The organism is Streptomyces sp. NPDC028289 (assembly GCF_055565975.1).
In genome coordinates this window covers 1,166,676-1,190,515 of the sequence record NZ_JBVHTI010000003.1, presented here as the reverse complement: position 1 = coordinate 1,190,515, position 23,840 = coordinate 1,166,676, and the positions used below count along the sequence as shown (strand labels likewise).

Genomic DNA, 23,840 nt, shown 5'->3' with positions numbered 1-23,840 from the left:
TTCGGTGGGAGAGACGTCCACTCTTTGTGAACGCGAGCACAAACGTTCAGCCATTGTGGCAAAGGGACGGCGCGGACCCGGCGCGGGGGTGGCAGGCTGGACCGCGCGGCGAAGGGGGCGCGGGTGTGCGGTTCGTGTTCTTCCTGACCCTGCCGGGGCTGGTGGTGCTGCTCACGGTGCTGGCCTTCGTGGACCAGCTGCTGCTGCGGGCCGGGCGGGCGGGGGCGCTGCCGTGGCGGAACGCCGGCCGGCAGGGCCAGATCTCCGCGACCGGCTTCGAGCAGCTGCACGCGGCTGTCTCCCCCGGCAAGCAGAACGAGCTCAAGGAGCGGCAGAGCGCGCTGGTGCTGCGCGACGACGAGGAGGACGGCGCGCCGCCGAGGTCCACGGTCGACCTGACGGCCGGTACGGCGGTGATACGCCTCCCCGGGGAGCGGCGGCACCCGTGACGGCCGCACACCCCTGCCGGCCGCACCCCTAGGGGACGGATCCGGGGTGATGTCCACCCACGGGACCTGTCGTCGCCGTCTGCCTGCGGCTACCTTCACAGCGTGGCGATGTTCCGACTCCAGGGCAGCAAGGTGCTCGCCGTCGAGATGACCGGGGACGCCGTGAAGGCGAAGAACGGCTCGATGGTCGCGTACGACGGGCAGATGGCGTTCAAGAAGCTGAGCGGCGGCGGCGAGGGGCTGCGCGGGATGGTGACCCGGCGGCTCACCGGCGAGCAGATGACGGTGATGGAGGTGAGGGGGCACGGGACGTGCTGGTTCGCGGACCGGGCGTCCGAGATCAACCTGGTCGGCCTCCAGGGCGACAAGCTGTACGTCGAGTCCAGCAACCTGCTGGCGACCGACGCCGGCCTGCGCACCGGCACGACGTTCACCGGCCTGCGCGGCGCCTCCCAGGGCAACGGCCTGTTCACCACCACGGTCGAGGGCCACGGCCAGGCGGCGATCATGTCGGACGGCCCGGCGGTGGTGCTCAGAGTCAGCCCGCAGTACCCGCTGACCGTCGACCCGGGCGCCTACATCGCCCACCAGGGCAGCCTCCGCCAGTCCTTCCAGTCCGGTGTGACCTTCCGCACGTTCTTCGGAGAGGGCGGCGGGGAGGCCTTCCAGATCCGGTTCGAGGGGGACGGCCTGGTGTACGTACAGCCGAGCGAGCGCAACACGATCGCGGGGGACGTCTGAGATGGCCCTGCGCGAGGTGAACTCCAAGATGGTCGAGGCGACCGTCGTACCCGGGCAGCGGCTGTTCAGCCAGCGCGGTGCGATGCTCGCCTACAAGGGCGAGGTGTCCTTCACGCCCAACATCCAGGGCGGCCAGGGCGGGCTGATGTCGATGCTCGGCCGCCGGGTCGCCGGTGAGGCGACCCCCCTCATGACCGTCGAGGGCAGCGGCACGGTCTTCTTCGGGCACGGCGGCCACCACGTCCACGTCATCACCCTCACCGGTGACACCCTCTACGTCGAGGCGGACCGGCTGCTCGCCTTCGAGGGCACGCTGCAGCAGGGGACGATGTTCATGGGCTCCCAGGGCGGCGTGATGGGCATGGTGCGCGGCCAGGTCACCGGCCAGGGCCTGTTCACCACCACCCTCAAGGGCCACGGCGCGGTCGCCGTGATGGCCCACGGCGGGGTCTTCGAGATCCCGGTCACCCCGCAGCGCCCGGTCCACGTCGACCCGCAGGCCTACGTCGCCCACCACGGCGACGTACGCAACAAGCTGTCGTCCGCGCTCGGCTGGCGGGAGATGGTGGGCCGCGGCTCCGGCGAGGCGTTCCAGCTGGAGCTCAGCGGCAACGGCATGGTGTACGTGCAGGCGTCGGAGGAGAAGCTGTGAGCTCATACGGAGCAGCCGGGCCGGCCGGACCTGTCGTGTACGACCCGATGACCCTCCCCGTCGACGACAACGTCAACAAGTACACCTTCTGCGTGGAGCTCAAGAGCGGCCAGTGGTTCCTGCAGAAGGGGAAGATGATCGCCTACTACGGCTCGATCGACTTCAACGGCATCGGGCACGGCCGTTTGGACCGGCTTGTCCGTACGTCTTTCCATTCGCCTCTGCACGCGAGCGACTGGGTGGTGGCGGAGGGCTCGGGCAAGATGCTCCTCGCCGACCGGGCGTTCGACGTGAACTCGTACGACCTGGACGACGGCAACCTGACCATTCGCTCCGGCAACCTGCTCGCTTTTCAGCCAAGTCTCGCGCTGAAGCAATCAATCGTTCCCGGTTTTCTGACCCTTATCGGAACCGGAAAGTTTGTGGCCGCGTCCAACGGTCCGGTGGTGTTCATGGAACCCCCCATCCGGGTGGATCCGCAGGCACTGGTGGGATGGGCTGACTGCCCCTCCCCGTGCCATCACTACGACCATGGGTACATGACCGGCGTAATGGGCGGTCTACGTGCACTGACGGGCCTCGGCGGGGCCTCTGGAGAGGAGCACCAGTTCGAGTTCGTAGGGGCCGGCACGGTCCTGCTCCAGTCCACCGAGACCCTGATGGCCGAGCAGTCCACGGGAGCGGTTCCGCACGAGCCCGGAGTGCCCGGCGGAGGCGCCCCCTCCACAGGTCATTCACAACAACCGGGCGCACCGCGCCTTCCCGGACAGCTGGGGGACCTCCAGCGTCGCTTCGGGCTGTGAGCGGTAGTCTGCGGAGTGTGACATCGAACGCGTGCGCACAGTCACACCACCCTCACTAGTTCGCCTTTCAACATTTTAGGTAGACTTCATTCATGGAGACCGAGACGGCCACGCGCTGGCTGACCGATGCGGAGCAGTGCGCCTGGCGCACCCACCTGGAGGTCAACAGGCTGTTGACGTACCAGCTCGAAAAGGATCTGCAGCCGTTCGGCCTGACAATGAACGACTACGAGATCCTGGTGAACCTGTCCGAGTCGGAGGACTACCGGATGCGGATGAGCGACCTCGCCTCCGCCACCCTCCAGTCCAAGAGCCGGCTGTCCCACCAGATCACCCGTATGGAGAACGCGAACCTGGTCCGCCGCGAGAACTGCGAGTCCGACCGCCGCGGGCTGTTCGCCGTCCTCACCGAGCACGGCATGGAGACGATGAAGAAGGTGGCGCCACATCATGTCGCCTCCGTGCGACGGCACTTCATCGACCTGCTGTCGCCGGAGGCACTCATGGAGCTGGACAAGGGCCTGAAGCCGATCGCCGAGCACCTGCGGGGGCAGCGCGGGCGCCCGTGACGACAGACAGCACCTGAAAGCGGCGGACGGGGGTTCAGGTCCCGTCCGCCGCTCGCTGCATGACGGGAGCGCCCCGTCAGAGGCGCGGGGCTGTATCAGATGTGCGGCTACCGCCGCGTGGGCGCGACCAGCCCCCACCCGCCCGCGGCCCGACGACGGCCCGCACGCCCACGGCGGACACGACCGCGACACCTCCCGCCAGAGCAAAGCAGACCGCCACCGGCAGCCCTCCGACCAACAGCCCTGCCACGACCGAACCTCCCGAGCTGCCCGCGTTGACGGCCGCGTTCACCCACGCCCCGACCCGCGTCCGCTCCCCCTCCGCCGCCGTCTCGTCGGCCAGCAGATAAGCCGTCGTCAGCGTCGGTGCCACGAACAGCCCCGTCACCGCCATGGCCGCCGCCAGCGTCCAGACGCCTGGTGCCAGACCCGCCGCGGCCAGGACCGCGCCCAGCCCCACCGCCAGCCACGCCAGCCGCTCCCCGGCCGGGCGGCGCCAGTCCACCGCACCGTTCAGCAGGCCGCCCACCGCACTGCCCGCCGAGAGCGCGGCCAGTACCCAGGGGACCGCCGCCTCACCGGAGGACCGTCGCACGGCGAACGCCATCACCAGCAGGTCGGCCGCGCTCAGTGCAAGGCCGAGGCCCACGGCCGCGATCACCGGGGCCGCCGGGAAACGGCCGGGCCGCCGACCCGGCTCCCGCTTCGGCGACACCACACCCCGCACCGCGGGCGATGCCACGAACACCCAGGTGCCGCCGAGCATCAGCACCGCACTCAGCAGCACCCCCGCCGGCGGCGGCCCGAACCGGAGCAGCAGACCCACCAGCACAGGACCTGACACGAACAGCAGTTCCTCGGCGACCCCGTCCAGGCTGTACGCCCGCCGCAGCAGCGCCGGGTCGTCGGCCATGCGGCCCCACACCGCCCGCATGGTCGGGCCCAGGGGCGGGGCGCAGCAGCCCGTGAGCGCGGCGGCCGCGGCGAGCGCCGCCGCAGGAGTGCCGGGACGCCAGGCCAGGGCGGCCAGGGCGCAGAGCAGGCCGCTGTAGACCGCCGCCATGGGCGGCAGGGCACGCCGCGGACCGAAGCGGTCCACCAAGGTCGCCCGGACCGGCAGCAGGACGACCGTGGCACCGCCGAACAGGGCCATCACCACCCCGGACACGGCGTACGAGCCGGTCGCCCGGGTGACCGACAGCAGGACGGACAGCGAGACCGTGCCGTAGGAGAGACGGGCCGCCAGGGCGGCGAAGAAGGTGCGGCGGGCGTGTGGAAGGCGCAGGACGGCGGCGTACGACGGCCGCCGGGCAGACGAAGGGCGCGACGAAGTCAACGCGGACATGAGTGAGTTCCTCGGTCAGAGGCGGAAGAGGGGACACCTGTGCGCGCCACGGCACGGCGTACTCACGTGCCAGCGGCGGCGCCGGGTGCGCTCTACGCCAAGGAGAGGAACATGCCGGTCAAGGTAGCAGCACCGGTCGCCGTATGTGGACGGTGGACGCTTACCGGCGCCTCCAGGGCACCGCCCGCGCCCACCCGTGCCGCCCCAGCGGCACGACTGCCCGCGGCTGGGAAGGGGCGGTGGGCGAAGCGCCCCTTCAGGGGCGCTGGGGGTACCCCCGGCCGAAGGCTGGGGGAGGAACTGCGCGACCAGCCCCCACCGGCCCGCAGCCAAGCGAGGCCGCCGAAATCCAGAGCGGTACGGCAGCGCCCCAAAGAGGCGCGGGGAACTGCGCGACCAGCCCCCACCGGCCCGCAGCGGGAGGACGGCCCGCACCGCGCGACGTCGGCCCGACCCGCGTCAGCCCTCCGTCAGGCCCGCCACGAGCTCGTCCGCCGCCCGGTAGGGATCGAGCTCACCGGCCACGATGCGGTCCGCGAGGGCGTCGATGTGGCGGTCGCCGTGGAGGTCGCCGATGCGTGCGCGCAGGGCCGTCACCGCGATCGTCTCGACCTCGCGGGCGGCGCGGGCCACGCGGCGTTCCGCCAGGACGCCCCGCTCCTCCATCCAGGCGCGGTGTTTCTCCAGGGCTTCCACCAGTTCGTCGATGCCCTCCGCCCGCGCGGCGACCGTCTTGACGATCGGGGGCCGCCAGTCGCCCGGGCCGCGGGACTCGCCGAGGCCCAGCATGTGGTTCAGTTCGCGGGCCGTGGCGTCCGCGCCGTCCCGGTCCGCCTTGTTGACGACGTACACGTCGCCGATCTCCAGGATCCCGGCCTTGGCGGCCTGGATGCCGTCGCCCATGCCGGGGGCCAGCAGCACCACGCTGGTGTCCGCCTGGGAAGCGATCTCGACCTCCGACTGGCCGACGCCGACCGTCTCCACCAGGATCACCTCGCAGCCCGCCGCGTCCAGGACGCGGATGGCCTGGGGTGCCGCCCAGGCGAGGCCGCCCAGGTGACCCCGCGTCGCCATCGAGCGGATGTAGACGCCGGGGTCGGACGCGTGGTCGGACATGCGGACGCGGTCGCCGAGCAGGGCGCCCCCGGAGAAGGGGGACGACGGGTCGACGGCCAGCACGCCGACCCGTTTGCCCTGTTTGCGATAGGCGGTCACGAGTGCCGACGTCGATGTCGACTTGCCGACTCCCGGAGAGCCGGTCAGACCCACGACGTAGGCATTGCCCGTCAGCGGCGCGAGTGCCGCCATAACCTCCCTGAGCTGCGGGGACGCCCCCTCCACCAGGGAGATCAGGCGGGCCACCGCACGCGGTCGGCCCTCCCTGGCCTGGGCCACCAGTGAGGAGACGTCCTGCATCACAGCTCCGTTCGCTCCGTTCGCTTACGTTCGCTCAGCGAAACGTACTCAGGCCTTCGGTACCCGCACGATCAGCGCGTCACCCTGGCCGCCGCCACCGCACAGCGCGGCCGCGCCGACCCCGCCACCCCGGCGCTTGAGCTCCAGGGCCAGGTGCAGGACGAGCCGGGCGCCGGACATGCCGATGGGGTGACCGAGGGCGATGGCCCCGCCGTTCACGTTCACCTTTTCGGTGGACACCCCGAGGTCCTTCATTGACTGGATGGCGACGGCCGCGAAGGCCTCGTTGATCTCGATGAGGTCCAGGTCCCCGACCTCCAGGCCCTCCTTCCCGAGGGCGTGGTTGATGGCGTTCGACGGCTGGGACTGGAGGGAGTTGTCCGGTCCGGCCACGTTGCCGTGGGCGCCGATCTCGGCGAGCCACTCCAGGCCCAGCTCCTCGGCCTTGGCCTTGCTCATCACGACCACGGCCGCCGCGCCGTCGGAGATCTGCGAGGCGCTGCCGGCGGTGATCGTGCCGTCCTTCGTGAACGCCGGGCGGAGCTTGCCCAGCGACTCCGCCGTGGTGTCGCTGCGGATGCCCTCGTCCTTGCTGAAGACGACCGGCTCACCCTTGCGCTGCGGGATCTCGACCGGGGTGATCTCGGCCTCGAAGAGACCGTTCTTCTGGGCGGCGGCGGCCCGCTGGTGGGACAGGGCGGCGATCTCGTCCTGCTCCTGGCGGCCGAGGCCGAGGCGGGTGTTGTGCTTCTCGGTCGACTCGCCCATCGGGATGTTCTCCCAGGGGTCGGTCAGGCCGTCGTACGCCATCGTGTCGAGCATCTCGATGGCGCCGTACTTGAAGCCCTCGCGGGACTTCGGGAGCGCGTGCGGGGCGTTGGTCATGGACTCCTGGCCGCCCGCGACCACGATGTCGAACTCGCCGGCGCGGATCAGCTGGTCGGCGAGCGCGATGGCGTCGAGGCCGGAGAGGCAGACCTTGTTGATCGCGAGCGCCGGGACGCTCATCGGGATGCCGGCCTTCACGGCGGCCTGGCGGGCCGCGATCTGCCCGGCGCCGGCCTGGAGCACCTGCCCCATGATCACGTACTGCACCTGGTCGCCACCGATCCCCGCACGGTCGAGGGCGGCCTTGATCGCGAAGCCGCCGAGGTCGGCTCCGGAGAAGGACTTGAGCGAGCCCAGCAGTCGTCCCATGGGCGTGCGCGCACCCGCGACGATCACTGAGGTGGTTCCAGCGGTTCCAGAAGACATGAGCTGCGATCCCCTTACCGGCTGCACTGCCGAGGAGTGAACGAGGGTTTACTTCGAATGTATTGCGTGGCACTCCGTGCCGTCATCGGGCCGTCAGTGTGATCGCTGGCACGTTGCGTAACCACCGCCGTGGCGCTGCACTGAATCCATGCTGACGCGAATCGACCACATCGGGATCGCCTGCCACGACCTCGACGCGACCGTCGAGTTCTACCGGGCCACGTACGGCTTCGAGGTGTTCCACACCGAGGTCAACGAGGAACAGGGCGTGCGCGAGGCCATGCTCAAGATCAACGAGACGTCCGACGGCGGTGCCTCCTACCTGCAGCTTCTCGAACCGACCCGGGAGGACTCGGCGGTCGGCAAGTGGCTCGCGAAGAACGGCGAGGGGGTCCACCACATCGCCTTCGGTACGGCGGATGTGGACGGGGACGCGGCCGACATCCGGTCCAAGGGCGTACGCGTTCTGTACGACGAGCCACGGATCGGCTCCATGGGGTCGCGGATCACCTTCCTGCACCCGAAGGACTGCCACGGCGTACTGACAGAACTGGTCACTTCGGCGGCTGTTGAGTCACCTGAGCACTGACCCTCGTACATATGGGCCGGTAGGGTTGGGGGCGGTCGTCCCTTCGCACGTTCGCAGGGCCGGGGCGGCCGCATGCCGGGGTCCGGGTTTCGGGGGACGAGCGTCGGGGCAGCAGCCCGTGCTCCGCCGTTGATCTGACACCATTCCCCGGGGGCCCCGTTCGGCGGATGGACGGAGCTCGTTCGGAGAAGGTTGCGACCAGGGGACGGATGGGACCGCGCAGTGCGGGGCTACGAGAGCCAGGAGCGAGAGCCGGCGGCTGACGTCGACCACCTCTCTCGGTTCGAGGCCGAGATGAAACGGCTGAAGACCGAGCGGGAAAAGGCGATCCAGCATGCCGAGGACCTCGGCTACCAGGTCGAGGTGCTGCGCGCCAAGCTGCACGAGGCGCGGCGCACCATCATGTCCCGGCCCGCGTTCGACGGCGGTGACATCGGCTACCACGCCGAGCAGCTGCTGCGGAACGCCCAGGTGCAGGCCGACCAGATCCGCCAGGAGGCGGAACGGGTGGCCGCGGAGGCCAGGGCGCAGACCCAGCGCATCCTCCAGGAGCACGCCGAGCAGGCCGCGCGGCTCCAGGCCGAGCTGCACCAGGAGGCGGTGACCCGCCGCCAGCAGCTGGACCAGGAGCTGGCCGAGCGCCGGCAGACCGTCGAGTCGCACGTCAACGAGAACGTGTCGTGGGCCGAGCAGCTGCGCGCCCGCACCGAGTCGCAGGCCCGGCGGCTGCTCGACGAGTCGCGGGCCGAGGCCGAGCAGGCCATGACCGCCGCCCGGGCCGAGGCCCAGCGGCTGACCGACGAGGCCCGGCAGCGGCTGACCAGCGACGCCGAGGCGGCGCGTACCGAGGCCGAGCAGATCCTGCTGCGTGCCCGCCGGGACGCCGAGCGGCTGCTGAACGCCGCGTCCACGCAGGCCCAGGAGGCCACCGACCACGCGGAGCAGCTCCGCAGCTCCACCGCGACGGAGTCGGACACCGCCCGCCGGCAGGCAGGTGAGCTGAGCCGGGCCGCCGAGCAGCGGATGGCAGAGGCCGAGGAGGCGCTGCGCAAGGCGCAGTCCGAGGCCGAGAAGCTGGTCAGCGAGGCCGAGGCGAACGCCACGAAGGCGCTCTCCAGTGCCGAGGCCACCAACGAGCAGCGCACCCGCACCGCCAAGGAGCAGGTCGCCCGGCTGGTCAGCGAGGCCACCAAGGAGGCCGAGGCCACCAAGGCGAGCGCCGAGCAGGTCGTCGCCGACGCCCGCGCCGAGGCCGAGAAGATCATCGCGGAGGCCTCCGAGAAGGCCCGCAGCCTCACCGCCGAGGAGAGCGCCTCCCAGCTGGCGAAGGCCGCCAAGACCGCCGAGGACGTCCTGAACAAGGCGTCCGAGGAGGCCAAGCAGACCACGAAGGCCGCCGCCGAGGAGGCCGAGCGGATCCGCACCGAGGCGGAGACCGAGGCGGACCGGCTGCGCGCCGAGGCGCACGACATCGCCGAACAGCTCAAGGGCACGGCGAAGGACGACACCAAGGAGTACCGCGCCAAGACCGTCGAGCTGCAGGAGGAGGCCCGCCGTCTGCGCGGCGAGGCCGAGCAGCTGCGGTCCGACGCGGTCGCCGAGGGCGAGTCGATCCGCGCCGAGGCCCGGCGCGAGGCCGTGCAGCAGATCGAGGAGGCGGCCAAGTCCGCCGAGGAACTGCTCGCCAAGGCCAAGGCGGACGCCGACGAACTGCGGCAGACCGCGACCACGGACAGCGAGAAGGTCCGCACCGAGGCCATCGAGCGCGCCACCACGCTGCGCCGGCAGGCCGAGGAGACCCTGGAGCGCACCCGCCAGGAGGCCGAACGGCTCCGCGCGGAGGCCCAGGAGCAGGCCGAGGCGATGCAGGCGGACGCCGAGCGGGCCGCGCGCGAGCTGCGCGAGGAGACCGAGCGGGGCGTCGAGGCCCGGCGCGCGGAGGCGGCCGCCGAGCTGACCCGCCTGCACACCGAGGCCGAGGACCGGCTCACGGGCGCCGACCAGGCGCTGACCGAGGCGCGCGAGGAGGCCGGCCGGATCCGCCGGGAGGCCGCCGAGGAGACCGACCGGCTGCGCGGCGAGGCCGCCGAGCGGATCCGGGCGCTCCAGCAGCAGGCCGAGACCGAGGCGGAGCGGCTGCGCGACGAGGCCGCCGCCGACGCGTCGGCGTCTCGTGCGGAGGGTGAGACCGTCGCCGTACGGCTGCGGTCCGAGGCGGCCGCCGAGGCGGAGCGGCTCAAGCAGGAGGCCCAGGACACCGCCGACCGGGTCCGTGCCGAGGCGCAGGCGGCCGCCGAGCGGCTGTCCACCGAGGCGTCCGAGACGCTGGCCGCCGCCCAGGAGGAGGCCGCTCGACGGCGTCGCGAGGCCGAAGAACTCCTCGGTTCCGCGCGTCAGGAGGCCGACCAGGAGCGCGAGCGGGCCCGCGAGCAGAGCGAGGACCTGCTGGCTCAGGCGCGCAACCGGGTCGAGGAGGCGCAGGCCGAGGCCGTACGACTGGTCGAGGAGGCGGACCGCCGGGCCACCGAGATGGTGTCGGCCGCCGAACTCCACGCCCAGCAGGTGCGGGACTCGGTCTCCGGGCTGCACGAGCAGGCGCAGGAGGAGATCACCGGGCTGCGCTCGGCCGCCGAGCACGCCGCGGACCGAACCCGGCGGGAGGCCGAGGAGGAGTCCGACCGGGTCCGCGCCGACGCCTACGCCGAGCGGGAGCGGGCCAGCGAGGACGCGACCCGGATCCGGCGCGAGGCCAACGAGGCGTCCGAGGCGGCGAAGGCGCTCGCCGAGCGGACCGTCGCCGAAGCGATGACCGAGTCGGAGCGGGTGCGGGCCGAGGCGTCGGCGCACGCCCAGCGGGTGCGCACCGAGGCTTCCGACACCATCGCCCAGGCGGACCAGGACGCCACGCGCACGCGTGCCGAGGCGCGCGAGGACGCCAACCGGATGCGTTCGGACGCGGCGACCCAGGCCGACACCCTCATCACCGAGGCGCGCAACGAGGCCGAGCGGCTCCAGAGCGAGACCATCACCGAGGCCGACCGGGTCCGCGCCGACGCCATCGCCAAGGCGGAGAAGCTGATCTCGGACGCCACCGGCGACGCGGAGCGGCTGCGGGCCGACGCTGCGGAGACGGTCGGCTCCGCCCAGCTGCACGCCGACCGGACCCGTGCCGACGCCGAGCGGCTCAAGGCGGACGCGGAGGCCGAGGCCGAGCGCATGCTGAACGCGGCCCGCGAGGAGGCCGACCGCACCCTCGACGAGGCCCGCAAGGACGCCAACAGGCGCCGTCAGGACGTGGCCGAGCAGGTCGACACGCTCATCAACGAGACGACCGCCGAGGCCGACAAGCTGCTCACCGAGGCGCAGCAGCAGGCGATGAAGACCACCGCGGACGCCGAGTCGCAGGCCGACACCATGGTGGGCGCGGCCCGCAAGGAGGCCGACCGGCTGGTGTCCGAGGCCACGGTCGAGGGCAACACGCGGGTGGAGAAGGCCCGTACCGACGCGGACGAGCTGCTCGTCGGCGCCCGCCGGGACGCCACCGCCATAAGGGAGCGGGCGGAGGAGCTGCGCGAGCGCATCACCGCCGAGATCGAGGAGCTGCACGAGCGGGCCCGCCGCGAGGCCGCCGAGACCATGAAGTCCACCGGCGACCGCTGCGACGCGCTCATCAAGGCCGCCGAGGAGCAGCTCGCCAAGGCCCAGGCCAAGGCCAAGGACCTGGTCTCGGAGGCCAACTCGGAGGCGGGCAAGGTCCGGATCGCCGCCGTCAAGAAGGCCGAGGGGCTGCTCAAGGAGGCCGAGCAGAAGAAGGCCACGCTGGTCCGGGAGGCCGAGGAGCTCAAGGCCGAGGCGATCCGCGAGGCCCGCCGCACGGTCGAGGAGGGCAAGCGCGAACTGGAGATCCTGGAGCGCCGGCGGGAGAACATCAACGGCGAGATCTCCCGTGTCCAGGACGTCCTGGAGGCGTTGGAATCCTTCGAGGCTCCGTCGGCCGGCAAGGACGGCGGGGTCAAGGCGGGCAGTACGGTGGGCGCGCCACGATCGGGTGGCAAGTCGTCAGAAGGCTAGAGACCGGGGCCGGTTCTGTAGTGTTCTGGGGCTTTTGATTAAATCTGCGGCAGAGGCTTTGGCAAGCGATCTCACAGCTAGCCACTCAAAAGGGGTGTCATTCTCCAGATCAAACACGTATCCGCTCGATGACACACCGCTTCGGCCCCTAGGATTCCCCCTATCACCTCACCGGTCTCTTTCGACAGGAACCCCATGAGCGACACTTCCCCCTACGGCTTCGAGCTAGTGCGGCGTGGGTACGACCGCGCTCAGGTGGACGAACGGATCTCCAAGCTCGTCTCCGACCGTGACAGCGCTCTCGCCCGCATCACCGCTCTGGAAAAGCGCATCGAGGAGCTCCACCTCGAGACGCAGAACGCCCAGGCTCAGGTAACCGACGCGGAGCCGTCGTACGCCGGCCTCGGCGCGCGTGTCGAGAAGATCCTCCGCCTCGCCGAGGAGGAGGCGAAGGACCTGCGCGAGGAGGCCCGGCGCGCGGCCGAGCAGCACCGCGAGCTCGCCGAGTCGGCGGCCCAGCAGGTGCGCAACGACGCAGAATCGTTCGCTGCGGAGCGCAAGGCCAAGGCCGAGGACGAGGGCGTCCGGATCGTCGAGAAGGCCAAGAGTGACGCCTCGCAGCTGCGCGCCGAGGCCCAGAAGGACGCGCAGTCCAAGCGCGAGGAGGCGGACGCCCTCTTCGAGGAGACCCGTGCGAAGGCCGCGCAGGCCGCCGCCGACTTCGAGACGAACCTCGCCAAGCGCCGCGAGCAGTCCGAGCGTGACCTCGCTTCGCGTCAGCAGAAGGCGGAGAAGCGCCTCGCGGAGATCGAGCACCGCGCGGAGCAGCTGCGCCTGGAGGCCGAGAAGCTGCGCACCGACGCCGAGCGCCGCGCCCGCCAGACGGTCGAGACGGCGCAGCGCCAGGCCGAGGACATCGTTGCGGACGCGAACGCCAAGGCCGACCGGATCCGCTCGGAATCCGAGCGCGAGCTCGCCGCGCTGACCAACCGCCGCGACAGCATCAACGCCCAGCTGACCAACGTCCGCGAGATGCTGGCGACGCTGACGGGTGCGGCGGTGGCCGCCGCCAGCTCGCCGACCGAGGACGAGCCGATCTCCCGTGGGGTTCCGGCGCAGCAGTCCCGGTAGGCGTTAGCGACGTCACAAGGCCCGCACTCCCTTATTCCGGGGGTGCGGGCCTTCGTCGTACGGGTGCGGGTCGTGTGTGGTTGCTCGCGCAGTTCCCCGCGCCCCTGAAGGGGCGCCAGGTGCACGCCCCTGAAAGGGGCGCTGGGGGTACCCCCGGCCGAAGGCTGGGGGAGGAACTGCGCGACCGGCCCCCACGGCGCCGCACCCGACCACGGTGCCCCCGGCGAAGCCGCCGAGTGGCAGCCCCCGAACCCCGGTCTTAGCGTGGCCGCATGATCGAGCTGGCGGGCCTGACCAAGCGCTACGGCGACAAGACGGCGGTCGACGACCTCACGTTCACCGTCAGACCCGGCATCGTGACCGGGTTCCTCGGGCCCAACGGTGCCGGGAAGTCCACCACCATGCGGATGATCCTCGGGCTCGACCACCCCACGGCCGGCCGGGTGCGGATCGACGGCAAGCGGTACGAGCAGCTCAAGGACCCGCTGACGTACATCGGGGCGCTGCTCGACGCGAAGGCCGTGCACGGTGGGCGCAGCGCCTTCAACCACCTGCTCTGTCTCGCGCAGAGCAACGGGATCCCGCGGGCGCGGGTGGCCGAGGTCCTGGACACCGTCGGGCTGACGGCGGTGGCGCGGAAGAAGGCCAAGGGGTTCTCGCTCGGCATGGGGCAGCGGCTCGGGATCGCGGGGGCGCTGCTGGGTGATCCGCGGATCCTGATGTTCGACGAGCCGGTGAACGGGCTCGACCCGGAGGGGATCCACTGGATCCGGACCCTGATGAAATCGCTGGCCGCCCAGGGGCGGACCGTGTTCGTCTCCTCGCACCTGATGAGCGAGATGGCGCTGACCGCCGACCACCTCGTCGTCATCGGACAGGGGCGGCTGCTCGCCGACACCTCGATGGCGGACTTCATCCGGACGAACTCACGGTCGTACGTCCGGGTCCGCTCCCCGCAGCGCGAGCGGCTGCTCGACGTGCTGCACGCGGCCGGGATCACGGTCGTCGAGACCGGCACCGGCGCCCTCGAGGTGGAGGGCGGGAAGGCCGAACCGATCGGGGAGCTGGCCGCGCAGAACGGGATCGTGCTGCACGAGCTGAGCATCCAGCAGGCCTCGCTGGAGGAGGCGTTCATGCAACTGACGGCGGAGTCCGTGGAGTACCACGCGCACGCCGACTCGCCCCCGGTGCCGCAGGCCTGGGGCACCGGCTGGGACAAGGGAGCGTGACATGGCCGTCGTCACCCAGGTCGTACGGTCCGAGTGGACCAAGATCCGGTCCGTCGCCTCGACGGTGTGGACGCTGTCACTGGCCGTGGTGGTCACCGTGGCCGTCGGGACGCTGCTCTCCGCGCTCGCGAACAGCCAGTTCTCCAACATGCCGGATCGTGAACGGCTCTCCTTCGACCCGACGAACATCAGCTTCGCCGGGATGACCCTCGGGCAGCTGGCGATGATCGTGTTCGGGGTGCTCGTCGTCTCCAACGAGTACAGCACCGGGATGATCAGGGTCTCGCTGGCCGCCGTGCCGCAGCGGGCCACCTTCCTGTTCAGCAAGATCGCGGTGGCGGCCGGCCTGGTGCTGGTGGTCGGCATGGTGACCAGCTTCGCCGCCTTCTTCCTCGGGCAGGCCATGCTCGGCTCGCACCGGGCCCACCTCGGCGATCCCGGCGTGCTGCGCGCGGTCGTCGGCGGCGGGCTCTACATGACGCTGATCGCGATGTTCTCCATGGGCGTGGCCGCGATGCTGCGCTCGCCGATGCTGTCGCTGGGCATCCTGATGCCGTTCTTCTTCCTGATCTCCAACATCCTCGGCAACGTCGACGCGACGAAGAAGATCGGCCGGTTCCTGCCGGACCAGGCGGGCAGCCACATCATGCAGGTGGTGCCGAGGGTCGGCGACGACGTGCCCTACGGCCCCTGGGGCGGGCTCGGGATCATGGGGCTGTGGGTGGTCGCGGCACTGGCCGGCGGGTACGTCCTGCTGAAGCGGCGCGACGCCCAGTGACGGGGCCGTGACCGGGTCTGTCGCCGGAAGTCTTTACATGCTCTTGGGCGGAACCGTCAGCGCCCCGATATCCTCCTAACCCTTACGGGGGGCGTCTGCCCCGCTGTCCTGATCCTTTCGATGGGTGCGGAGCATGATCGAGGCTGTCGGCCTGACCAAGCGCTACGGCGACAAGACCGCCGTGTACAACCTTTCCTTCCAGGTACGACCCGGAGCCGTCACCGGCTTCCTCGGGCCGAACGGCTCGGGCAAGTCGACGACCATGCGGATGATCCTGGGCCTGGACAACCCGACCGCCGGCTCGGTGACGATCGGCGGCTTCCCCTACCGAAAGCTCCCGAACGCCGCCCGCCAGGTAGGCGCGCTGCTCGACGCCAAGGCGGTGCACGGCGGCCGGTCCGCCCGCAACCACCTGCTCTCCCTGGCCCAGCTGTCCGCCATCCCGGCCCGCCGGGTCGACGAGGTGCTCGGCGTGGTGGGCCTCCAGGGCGTGGCCGGCAAGCGTTCCAAGGGCTTCTCGCTCGGCATGGGCCAGCGCCTCGGCATCGCCGCCGCGCTGCTCGGCGACCCCCAGGTGCTGCTCTTCGACGAGCCGGTCAACGGCCTCGACCCCGAGGGCATCCTCTGGGTGCGCAACCTGATGAAGTCCCTCGCCGCCGAGGGCCGTACGGTCTTCGTCTCCTCCCACCTGATGAGCGAGATGGCGCTGACCGCCGACCACCTCATCGTCATCGGCCGGGGCCAGCTGCTCGCCGACATGAGCGTGACGGACTTCATTTCGGCCAACTCCGCCGACTTCGCCCGTGTGCGCACCCCGGACACCGAGCCGCAGCTGCGCGAGAAGCTCAGCTCGGCGCTGACCGAGGCCGGCGGCCATGTCCTGCCGGAGCAGGACGGGGCGCTCAGAGTGACCGGGCTGCCGCTGCCCCGGATCAGCGACCTCGCGCACGAGGCGGACGTACGGCTGTGGGAGCTCTCCCCGCACCAGGCCTCCCTCGAGGAGGCGTACATGCGGATGACGCAGGGCGCCGTCGACTACCGGTCCTCGACCGACCAGAAGGCGGGCCTCCAGCAGCCCCTGCCGCCGGGCGCCCAGCCGCCGATGCCGGTGCCGGGACAGGGCCAGCCGGGCTGGTACGCCCCGCCGCCGCCCCAGCAGGGCGGCCAGCCCTTCGGGGGGCCGTACGGACCGCCGGGGGCGCCCGTCGCACCTCCCGCCCCGCAGGGCCCCTACGGGCCTCCGCAGGCCGCTCCCAACCCCTATGCGGCCCCTGCCCCCGCCCCTGCACCTGCCCCCGCTCCCGCTCCCGCTCCCGCCGACCTGACCAAGCCCGAGGACGCCCGATGAGCACCCACCAGCCTCCGCTGCCGCAGGCCGCCCCGTCCGCGCCCGACTGGCAGGCGGCGCCCGGCGGTTCGTATCCCGGTTACGTCTCGCCGATCCCGGTGGTGCGCACCCACCTCGGCCACGCGATCGCCTCCGAGTGGACGAAGATCAGGTCGGTGCGTTCGACGATCTGGACGCTCGGCGTCTTCGTTCTCCTCGTGATCGGCATCGGCCTGCTGGCCGGCGCGGTGGTCAGCGACTCCTCCTCGACCGGCGACCTGTCGGGCGAGAGCGCGCTGTCCCTCGGCTTCTTCGGCCTGCTGCTCGGCAGCATGTGCATCATCACGCTCGGCGTGCTGACGACCGCCTCGGAGTACGGCACGGGCATGATCCGTACGACGATGGTGGCCTGCCCCTCCCGTGCGCGCGTGCTCGCGGCGAAGGCGATCGTCTTCTTCGCGGTGGCGTTCGTGATCACCCTCGCGGCCAGCGCGTTCGTGGCCATGACGCAGGTGTCGATGCTGAGCGACGTCGCCCGGACGCCGACCGGCGGGGAATGGCTGAAGGGCACCGTCGGCGTCAGCCTCTACATCGCGTTGCTCGGGCTGCTCTCGCTGATCATCGGCTCGGTCATCCGGCACTCGGCGGGTGCCATCACGATCATGATCGGCGCGGTGCTCGCCCCGCTGGTGATCGCGCTGTTCATGTTCTCCCAGTCGCTGGAGAAGGTGCGCACGGCCCTGTTCGAGTACTCGATCCCGAACCAGCTGAGCGTCTTCTACTCCAACTCCCTGAGCGATTCCGGCCCTTCGGGCTGGGACCCGCTGTGGATCATCCTGGGCGTGACGGCCGTCGCGTTCGCCGGCGCCTACGTCCTGCTGGAGAAGCGGGACGTGTGATTCCGCTCTAGAACTTCGGCGCGTTCCGGGACCGCTGCACCCGCGTGGTGCGGCGGTCCTTCGCGTTCCAGCAGGCCTTGTGCCAGTGCCGGCGCTCGTCCACGCCCGAGTGCTCGGGCCACGCCACCACGTGCGGGACGCCGGAGGCGATCAGCTGGTCGCAGCCCGGGCAGCGGTACGTCTTGCCGACCGCGCTGGCGCCGGCCACGTGCCGCACGCTCCACTCCTCGCCCTGCCAGCTCTCGGTGGACTGCCAGCCGCCGTAGCGGTCCGCACGGTCGCCCTCGGCGCTCCGGCCGGACGAGGCCGATTCGTTCGGGCCCTTGGGTCGGTTGCGACGCGGGGACACGGGACACCTCTCGGGGCTATACAGGAAGCACGGGCTGTGTCCAGCCTACGACGCGCGCACGGGGGTACGCGTAGGGCACGAACCCGTACAAGTCCCCCACCAGGGCGACCCATTCTCCAGACAATCCGCAAATCTCTCCGTCAGGCCGTGTCCTCGGCACGTGTCAGACGGTTATGCCCGGTGGGGGAGCTCCGGGTCGGAGCCAGGAAAGCAGGAAGAAACGATGCGCGTAGGTAGTTTTGTGCTGGCCGCCCAGTTCCCGGGCCAGGGCCAAGGGGAGGCCCTGCACCGGGCGGTGCGCACGGCGGAGGTGGCCGAGGAGTCCGGTCTGGACGCGGTCTGGCTGGCCGAGCACCACTTCGTGCCGTACGGCACCTGCCCGTCGGCGGTCACGCTGGCGGCCTTACTGCTGGGCCGCACCCGGCGGCTGCGGGTCGGTACGGCGGTGAGCGTGCTGCCCACCGTCCACCCGGTCGCCCTCGGCGAGCAGGCGGCACTGCTGCACGTGACGAGCGGCGGCCGCTTCACGCTCGGCGTGGGGCGGGGCGGGCCCTGGGTGGATCTGGAGGTCTTCGGATCCGGCCTGGAGGCGTACGAACAGGGCTTCCCCGAATCACTCGATCTGCTGATGCGCTGGCTGCGCGAACCCGCCGTGTCGGCCTCCGGCCCGCGCTACTCGTTCCGTGAAGTCCCCGTCGTGCCACGGCCGTCGGAGGCGCTGACGGAGGCACCGGGACCGGAGGTGGTGGTCGCCTGCACCTCCGCGGCGAGCATCCGGCTGGCCGCCGAGCGGGGGCTGCCGATGCTGCTCGGGATGCACGTCGGCGACGAGGAGAAGGCCGAGATGGTCGCGTTGTGGCGGCAGCACGCCCGGGCGGCCGGGCGGCCGGGCGACGAGATCGCCGCAGCGGCCCACGTCTCGGCCGGCGTCTGCCAGATCGCGGACAGCCGCACCGACGCCGCGGAGACCCTGACGAAGGCGATGCCGGGCTGGCTGAAACAGGGCCTGGAGGCGCATGTGACGGTGGACGGCCGGTTCCGCTCGATGCGGGACCCGCTCGCGTACACCGAACTGCTCTGCGGACTCCACCCGGTGGGTACTCCGCGGCTGTGCGCCGACCGGCTCGCCGCGACCTCCGAGCGGACCGGCATCTCCCGTTTCGCCCTGCTGACCGAGGGCTCGGGGGATCTGGCGGCCACGGAGGAGAACGTACGACGGCTGGGTGCCGAGGTACTGCCGAACCTCCGGTGACCTCGCCGCCGCGGGGAGCTTGCCGCCCCAGTGACTGATGCACCTCCCGCGTGTGGAGCGGCAAGCAAGCGGCTCACTGCGTCAGCAGTGGCGGAGCACGGCGTCAGCAGTCCCGGAGTTCCGGGGACTGGTTCAACAGCTGATTGCGCACAGAGGTGAAGCGGGCCAGCGTCTCGTCGACCGAGGCGTCCAGCGGGAACACCGCCACACGGTGGCAGTTCTGGAAGGCCAGCCGCACACCGAAGTGCCGCTGCAGGGCGCCGCGTATGGCGTCACTCGCGAGCGCACGCAGCAGCTGACCGCGTGCCTGCTCGTCCGGCGGGGGCGTCTGGTTGTCGGCGAAGTCTCCGCCGTCCACCTTCAGCTGAGCCACCAGGGAGCTGATCATCTCCCATGCGTAAGGCAGGGAGGTCCGGACGCAGTCGACGAAATCCGCTTCGTCGACCTCGCCTCGCTCGGCCTGTTCGAGTAGGGCCGGTGAGACGTCGAGCGACATGGGTACTCCTCTCGCACCCCCGAACAGCAGGGGTTGGCGGACAGGTAAGGGAGTTCGCGATACCGAACACGCTGAGTACACAATCCGCGACCTCCCGTTTACTACGGTAGGCAACCTGCGGTGACCCCACCAGGAGATTGCGTATATGCGACGGTCCCTTTAGGCACACAATCGGCCAGGGTTGAACACGCGTGTGCAGGCGACTCACCCGAGTCGATCATCGGCGGCGCATCCTGGTCAAAACAGACGACAGGTCTCCCGACTCACCAAAGATCGCCAGCTTGGCGGTGCACCTTCACGGACACAGAGCGAGACGGGCATGCGCGTGTTGGCCGTCAAGCGGATCAGCCCGGATGCGGAGTCGTCGTCAGCGCTGGAGCGCCAGGGGCTCGAACTGTCGGAAGCCATCGCAGGGTCCGAGCATGGGAGGGAGGGGTTGAGGAAGGCCTCCACAGCACTCCGTGAACACGATTCCGCAATGCACTTCAAGGGCAACCGATCCCAGCGATGAGAACATCTGGTGTGCTGTCGTCCGCCACGGACCTCACTCCGGTTTCCCTTGCCCGGCCTTCTGCCGGACAGAGGCCTGGTGTTGCCCGCGAAGCGTCCCAGGGGCGTGACCGGCGGAGCGGTCCTGCGCGGTCCGCGAGCGCCGTAGGCTGGCCCCATGCGTCTCGTCATCGCCCGTTGCACCGTGGACTACGTCGGCCGTCTCTCCGCCCACCTGCCCTCAGCAAAGCGTTTGCTCATCCTGAAGAACGACGGCAGCGTCTCGATCCACGCGGACGACCGGGCCTACAAGCCCCTCAACTGGATGTCGCCGCCGTGCACCCTCAAGGAGGGGACGGGTGACGAGGCCGGCGTCTGGACCGTCATCAACAAGGCGGGCGAGAAGCTCATCATCACGATGGAGGAGGTCCTGCACGACTCCTCGCACGAGCTGGGTGTCGACCCGGGGCTGATCAAGGACGGCGTGGAAGCGCACCTGCAGGAGCTGCTGGCTGACCGGATCGAGACGCTCGGCGACGGCTACACGCTCATCCGCCGTGAGTACATGACGGCGATCGGCCCGGTGGACATCCTCTGCCGCGACGCCGAGGGCCAGACCGTGGCCATCGAGATCAAACGCCGCGGCGAGATCGACGGCGTCGAACAGCTCACCCGCTACCTGGAACTCCTGAACCGCGACCCCCACCTCGCCCCCGTCCGCGGCATCTTCGCGGCCCAGGAGATCAAGCCCCAGGCGAAGGTCCTCGCCACGGACCGCGGCATCGGCTGCACGATCCTCGACTACGACGCCCTACGCGGCATGGAGGACGACAAGCTGCGCCTCTTCTGACCGGCGGGGCCGACGGCCCTGAACAAGCCCGACAAACCACACCAGTTCCGGGACCGCCGACGACCACCTCCGTCAGCTACCGCGTCGGTGCTTCCCAACCCGCTCCTCCCCCGCCCACCCCAACACCGCCGCAACGGCGCAGAGCCCCTACGGCGGCGCCCGGCGGTGCCGGACCGGCCTGAGCCGGGCTCGGCACCGCCGGTCCGCTCCATCGTGGCCGAGCGCCGTCGCGGCGGGTCTGGTGCGGGCGACGGAGGGACACGGGCCGGACAAGTTGCCCCCCCAACACCGCCGCAACGGCACTCAGCCCTCACGGCGGTGACCGGCGGTGCCGGACCGGCCTGAGCCGGGTTCGGCGGCGGTTCCTTGCCATGGGTGTGGGCGTCCCGCGCGTCGAGCGTGGGACGCCCGGTCTCAGATCAGGGTGCCGGTCGAGGTTCCCGTGCTGCTGCTCTCCGATGCGCTCGACGTCGCGACGCTCGGGGAGTCGGAGGCCGGACCGCTCGCCGAGTTGCTGGTGGACGGGGTCTCGCTCGGGGCCGATGACGAGGGCGACGGCGACGGGCTCGCCGACTGGGACTCGGACTTCGACGGGCTCGGTGACGGCGACTTCGAAGGTGAAGGCGACTTCGAGGGCGATGCCGACGGCGAGTGTGTCGTGCCGCCGCCCGACGAACCCTTCGTTCCCGTGGCCGAAGCCGAAGGCGTCTGTGTGTCCGAGGGCGGGGTCGGGTCGTCCGAGGTGCCGAGGGTACCGTCGGGGCCCGGGTCCGTCGGCTTGGTGGTGACCGTGCCGGTGTCGCCCGTGCCCGAGGTCTGGCCGGGGTCGGCGCCCAGGCTGCCGTCGCCCGTGCCCTCGCTCGCCGACGGGTTGACGCTCACGTTGTTCGACGGGTTGTCGGCGTTGTTGTTGGAGGTCATGCCGAGGGTGACCACGGTGCCCAGGACGGCCGTCAGGAGCACGCCCGCGCCCACCGCCACCAGGTTGCGGCGGGCCATGCGGACCAGGCCGCCCCCGCCGCCCTGGGACGGCGTCGGCTGCCCCGGGACCCTGTGGGTCACCAGCGTGTCCGAGGCCGGCGAGTGGACCGCGGGGAAGGGCGTGGTGACGCCGCCGGCCGGGGATATGGACTCCTCGTGACGGGCGTCGGGAATCTCGTCGCCCGCCATCGCGGCGACCGGGATGACCTCGCCCGAGCGGTCGGCCACCAGGGCGAGGGCCCGTCGGCCGGCCGTCGTACCCCGCTTGTCGGCGAGCGCCCCGCGCAGCCCGATCGAGGCCTCCAGCTCGGCCCGCGCCCGGTCGAGCCAGCCGCCACAGAGCGCGAATATGCCGAGTTCGTGGTGGAAGTAGGCCTGCTCGCCGACCTCACCGGCGAGGCGGGAGGCCTCGGCGCCGGCCCGCAGGGCGCGTTCCCAGGCGCTCCAGTGCAGCCCCGCCGCGAACGCGGGCGCGGCCGTGCGGGCCAGTCGTACCGGCGTGCTCTCCTCGTCCTCCGCCGGCGGCACCGTCTCGGGGACGACCACCGTCAGTGCGGCGAGGATCGCGTCGGACTCGGCACAGACCCGCTCCGGGGTGACCGAGGGGTGCCCGGCCCACCAGCCGTAGTGCTGGGCGGCGGTGAGGGCCTGGGCCGCCGCGTCGTCGGCGTATCCGGCGGCCTCCAGCTGCTGCAGGACGCCCGCGGCGAGCCGGTAGCGGGAGCCCACCGGGGAGACCAGTCCGCAGCCCGCGAGTTCGCCGAGGGCCGCGTCCGCGTGGGTGTCGCCCACAAGGGCCGGCAGATGCGCCTGGTGCGGCACCTCGCCGCCGAGGGCGACCGCGAAGCGCAGGGTGGCCCGGGCGGAGGCGCTGAGCCGGGAGGCGAGCAGCGGGGCGGGCGCGGCGGCCTCACCGAGGGACGGGAGCGGGATCTCGTCGCTCGCCTCGTCGTCGAGGGCCGCCTCGACCGGCAGGTCGGACAGCCCGGACAGGTCAGACGGATCGGACATGCCGGACGCGAAGACGCCGAACTCGTCCACGGCGCCCGTGCTGGCCCGTACCTGGTCGCGCTGGCGCAGCAGCGCGCCCGCCTGGACGAACCGCAGGGGCAGGCCCTCGGACTCGAACCAGAGGTCGCCGGCCCAGTTGGCCTCCTCCTCGGTGAGGACGCGGCCGACCGTGCGCTCCAGGATGTCGACACCGCCGGCCCGGTCCAGACCGTCGAGGAAGACCTCCTCGACGGCGGAGTCGGCGGAGGGCGCCGGCACGTCCGGGGTGGCGCCGATCAGGAAGGCGCACTCGGGGGTGGCGTCGACCAGTTCGTCGAGCCCGGCGCCGCCGAACTCGACGTCGTCGAGGACGACGACCGCGCCGATGTCCCGGATCAGTGCGAGGAGCTCGTCGTGGTCCGGGCGGTGCGCGGGCGCCTTGTAGACGGCGTGGAAGAGGTCGTGGAGCAGGTCCTCGGGCGTGCGGTGGAAGCCGTTGAGGCGGACCACGCCGTCGGGGGCGAGGTCGGAGCAGTCGTCGGCGACCAGGTCGAGGAGTGCGGTGCGGCCGGAGCCCGAGGGCCCGGTGAGCCGCACCGAGCGGCCGCGGGCCAGGAGCCGGACGAGCCGCTCGCGGTCGTCCTGGCGTTCCAGGAGCGGCAGCTCGGGCCGGGCGGGACCGGGCGGAACCGGCGGCCGGACGGCGCGCTCGTACTCGGCGCGCTCGGCGGCGGTGCGTTTCTCCGGCCCGGCGGGGCGTTCGGTCGGCGGGCAGGGTTCTATCTCACTGCCGTCGACGGGATTGACGGTCAGCAGGAATTCGCCGGTGACCAGCCGCGTGGTGCGGGCCGTCACCGGCGTGCTCTGACCGAAGTCGGTGGTGAGGGATTCCCTGGGCGGGCGCTGGCGCGGCGTGCTGCCGTCGCCGTCCTGGCCGTACCCCTCGGGTCCCGGGTTGATCGGGTCCATAGGTTCCTAGCCCCCCAAAAGCGTCGTGTGCCGTGAATACCGGCCCCTCCCGGCCTGTTGCACACCGCGCTGTCGCTTCTGGTCCGGGCCCGCGCTCGAAGGGTGGCAAGGGCGGCGGGCGACCGAACCTTAAACCTTCGCACAGTATCTACGACAGTCCGGGGTACCGCGCCGTCCGAGACATCACGGTCTCGTGAGGATTGCGTCTGAC

The 23,840-nt window shown here is 71.3% G+C and carries 20 protein-coding genes; 14 read left to right on the top strand and 6 right to left on the bottom strand.

What is annotated here, in order from left to right; genetic code table 11:
- The first annotated feature begins 125 nt into the window (after nt 1–125).
- The 5 genes from ACZ4UV_RS19505 to ACZ4UV_RS19485 all read left to right on the top strand — a co-directional run bounded on the left by ACZ4UV_RS19505 (nt 126) and on the right by ACZ4UV_RS19485 (nt 3,214).
- Nucleotides 126–449 carry a DUF6191 domain-containing protein gene (locus ACZ4UV_RS19505; protein ID WP_467839234.1) on the top strand — a complete coding sequence of 108 codons (324 nt, stop codon included), beginning with the start codon at nt 126–128 and terminating at the stop codon, nt 447–449.
- A 108-nt stretch (nt 450–557) separates the two neighbouring features.
- Entirely contained in the window at nt 558–1,190 is a 633-nt protein-coding gene (locus ACZ4UV_RS19500) for an AIM24 family protein (RefSeq protein WP_451022326.1), read from the top strand.
- Nucleotide 1,191: 1 nt separating this feature from the next.
- Nucleotides 1,192–1,842, top strand: coding sequence for an AIM24 family protein (locus ACZ4UV_RS19495; RefSeq protein ID WP_351494366.1), 651 nt, complete (start codon nt 1,192–1,194; stop codon nt 1,840–1,842).
- A 47-nt stretch (nt 1,843–1,889) separates the two neighbouring features.
- Nucleotides 1,890–2,645 carry an AIM24 family protein gene (locus ACZ4UV_RS19490; RefSeq protein WP_390048351.1) on the top strand — a complete coding sequence of 252 codons (756 nt, stop codon included), beginning with the start codon at nt 1,890–1,892 and terminating at the stop codon, nt 2,643–2,645.
- A 92-nt stretch (nt 2,646–2,737) separates the two neighbouring features.
- The gene (locus tag ACZ4UV_RS19485) at nt 2,738–3,214 is read left to right on the top strand and encodes a MarR family winged helix-turn-helix transcriptional regulator (RefSeq protein ID WP_316782318.1); all 477 of its coding nucleotides are present in this window, start codon (nt 2,738–2,740) and stop codon (nt 3,212–3,214) included.
- 76 nt (nt 3,215–3,290) lie between these two features.
- Here the strand turns inward: ACZ4UV_RS19485 and ACZ4UV_RS19480 are convergent, their stop codons facing one another.
- The 3 genes from ACZ4UV_RS19480 to ACZ4UV_RS19470 all read right to left on the bottom strand — a co-directional run bounded on the left by ACZ4UV_RS19480 (nt 3,291) and on the right by ACZ4UV_RS19470 (nt 7,229).
- Nucleotides 3,291–4,559: an MFS transporter gene (locus ACZ4UV_RS19480; RefSeq protein WP_451022325.1), complete on the bottom strand. Its 1,269-nt coding sequence runs from the start codon at nt 4,557–4,559 to the stop codon at nt 3,291–3,293.
- A gap of 459 nt (nt 4,560–5,018) precedes the next feature.
- On the bottom strand, nt 5,019–5,975 hold the full coding sequence (meaB, locus tag ACZ4UV_RS19475) for a methylmalonyl Co-A mutase-associated GTPase MeaB (RefSeq protein WP_351494359.1): 957 nt from the start codon (nt 5,973–5,975) through the stop codon (nt 5,019–5,021).
- 48 nt (nt 5,976–6,023) lie between these two features.
- Entirely contained in the window at nt 6,024–7,229 is a 1,206-nt protein-coding gene (locus tag ACZ4UV_RS19470; RefSeq protein ID WP_467839228.1) for an acetyl-CoA C-acetyltransferase, read from the bottom strand.
- A 148-nt stretch (nt 7,230–7,377) separates the two neighbouring features.
- On the opposite strand from ACZ4UV_RS19470, the gene mce reads away from it, so the two are divergent.
- From mce to ACZ4UV_RS19435, 7 genes are all read left to right on the top strand, one after another.
- Nucleotides 7,378–7,818 carry a methylmalonyl-CoA epimerase gene (mce, locus tag ACZ4UV_RS19465; RefSeq protein ID WP_123974084.1) on the top strand — a complete coding sequence of 147 codons (441 nt, stop codon included), beginning with the start codon at nt 7,378–7,380 and terminating at the stop codon, nt 7,816–7,818.
- Nucleotides 7,819–8,040: 222 nt separating this feature from the next.
- A complete protein-coding gene (scy, locus tag ACZ4UV_RS19460) occupies nt 8,041–11,889 on the top strand; it encodes a polarized growth protein Scy (RefSeq protein WP_451022262.1) in 3,849 nt (1,282 codons plus the stop codon).
- 195 nt (nt 11,890–12,084) lie between these two features.
- Complete coding sequence (locus ACZ4UV_RS19455) at nt 12,085–13,020, top strand: coiled-coil domain-containing protein (RefSeq protein ID WP_390048256.1); 936 nt, start codon at nt 12,085–12,087, stop codon at nt 13,018–13,020.
- A gap of 272 nt (nt 13,021–13,292) precedes the next feature.
- On the top strand, nt 13,293–14,249 hold the full coding sequence (locus ACZ4UV_RS19450) for an ABC transporter ATP-binding protein (protein ID WP_467839224.1): 957 nt from the start codon (nt 13,293–13,295) through the stop codon (nt 14,247–14,249).
- A 1-nt stretch (nt 14,250) separates the two neighbouring features.
- On the top strand, nt 14,251–15,027 hold the full coding sequence (locus ACZ4UV_RS19445; protein ID WP_451020805.1) for an ABC transporter permease: 777 nt from the start codon (nt 14,251–14,253) through the stop codon (nt 15,025–15,027).
- A 133-nt stretch (nt 15,028–15,160) separates the two neighbouring features.
- Nucleotides 15,161–16,375, top strand: a complete 1,215-nt coding sequence (locus ACZ4UV_RS19440) for an ABC transporter ATP-binding protein (RefSeq protein ID WP_467839221.1) — start codon at nt 15,161–15,163, stop codon at nt 16,373–16,375.
- Nucleotides 16,372–17,253 (top strand): ABC transporter permease, encoded by an 882-nt coding sequence (locus ACZ4UV_RS19435; RefSeq protein WP_390048248.1) that lies wholly within the window; start codon nt 16,372–16,374, stop codon nt 17,251–17,253. Before ACZ4UV_RS19440 ends, ACZ4UV_RS19435 begins: the two co-directional genes overlap by 4 nt.
- Before the next feature lie 7 nt (nt 17,254–17,260).
- Here ACZ4UV_RS19435 and ACZ4UV_RS19430 read toward each other — a convergent pair whose 3' ends face one another.
- Nucleotides 17,261–17,602, bottom strand: a complete 342-nt coding sequence (locus ACZ4UV_RS19430) for an ATP/GTP-binding protein (RefSeq protein WP_451020807.1) — start codon at nt 17,600–17,602, stop codon at nt 17,261–17,263.
- A 223-nt stretch (nt 17,603–17,825) separates the two neighbouring features.
- Between ACZ4UV_RS19430 and ACZ4UV_RS19425 the strand changes: the two genes are divergently transcribed.
- Nucleotides 17,826–18,854: an LLM class flavin-dependent oxidoreductase gene (locus ACZ4UV_RS19425; RefSeq protein WP_451020808.1), complete on the top strand. Its 1,029-nt coding sequence runs from the start codon at nt 17,826–17,828 to the stop codon at nt 18,852–18,854.
- Between the two features lie 103 nt (nt 18,855–18,957).
- Here ACZ4UV_RS19425 and ACZ4UV_RS19420 read toward each other — a convergent pair whose 3' ends face one another.
- A complete protein-coding gene (locus ACZ4UV_RS19420) occupies nt 18,958–19,350 on the bottom strand; it encodes an SCO5389 family protein (RefSeq protein WP_089098747.1) in 393 nt (130 codons plus the stop codon).
- A gap of 667 nt (nt 19,351–20,017) precedes the next feature.
- Here ACZ4UV_RS19420 and nucS point away from each other — a divergent pair.
- Entirely contained in the window at nt 20,018–20,689 is a 672-nt protein-coding gene (nucS, locus tag ACZ4UV_RS19415) for an endonuclease NucS (RefSeq protein ID WP_451020809.1), read from the top strand.
- A gap of 414 nt (nt 20,690–21,103) precedes the next feature.
- Here the strand turns inward: nucS and ACZ4UV_RS19410 are convergent, their stop codons facing one another.
- Nucleotides 21,104–23,629 carry an ATP-binding protein gene (locus tag ACZ4UV_RS19410; RefSeq protein ID WP_451020810.1) on the bottom strand — a complete coding sequence of 842 codons (2,526 nt, stop codon included), beginning with the start codon at nt 23,627–23,629 and terminating at the stop codon, nt 21,104–21,106.
- Nucleotides 23,630–23,840: the final 211 nt, after the last annotated feature.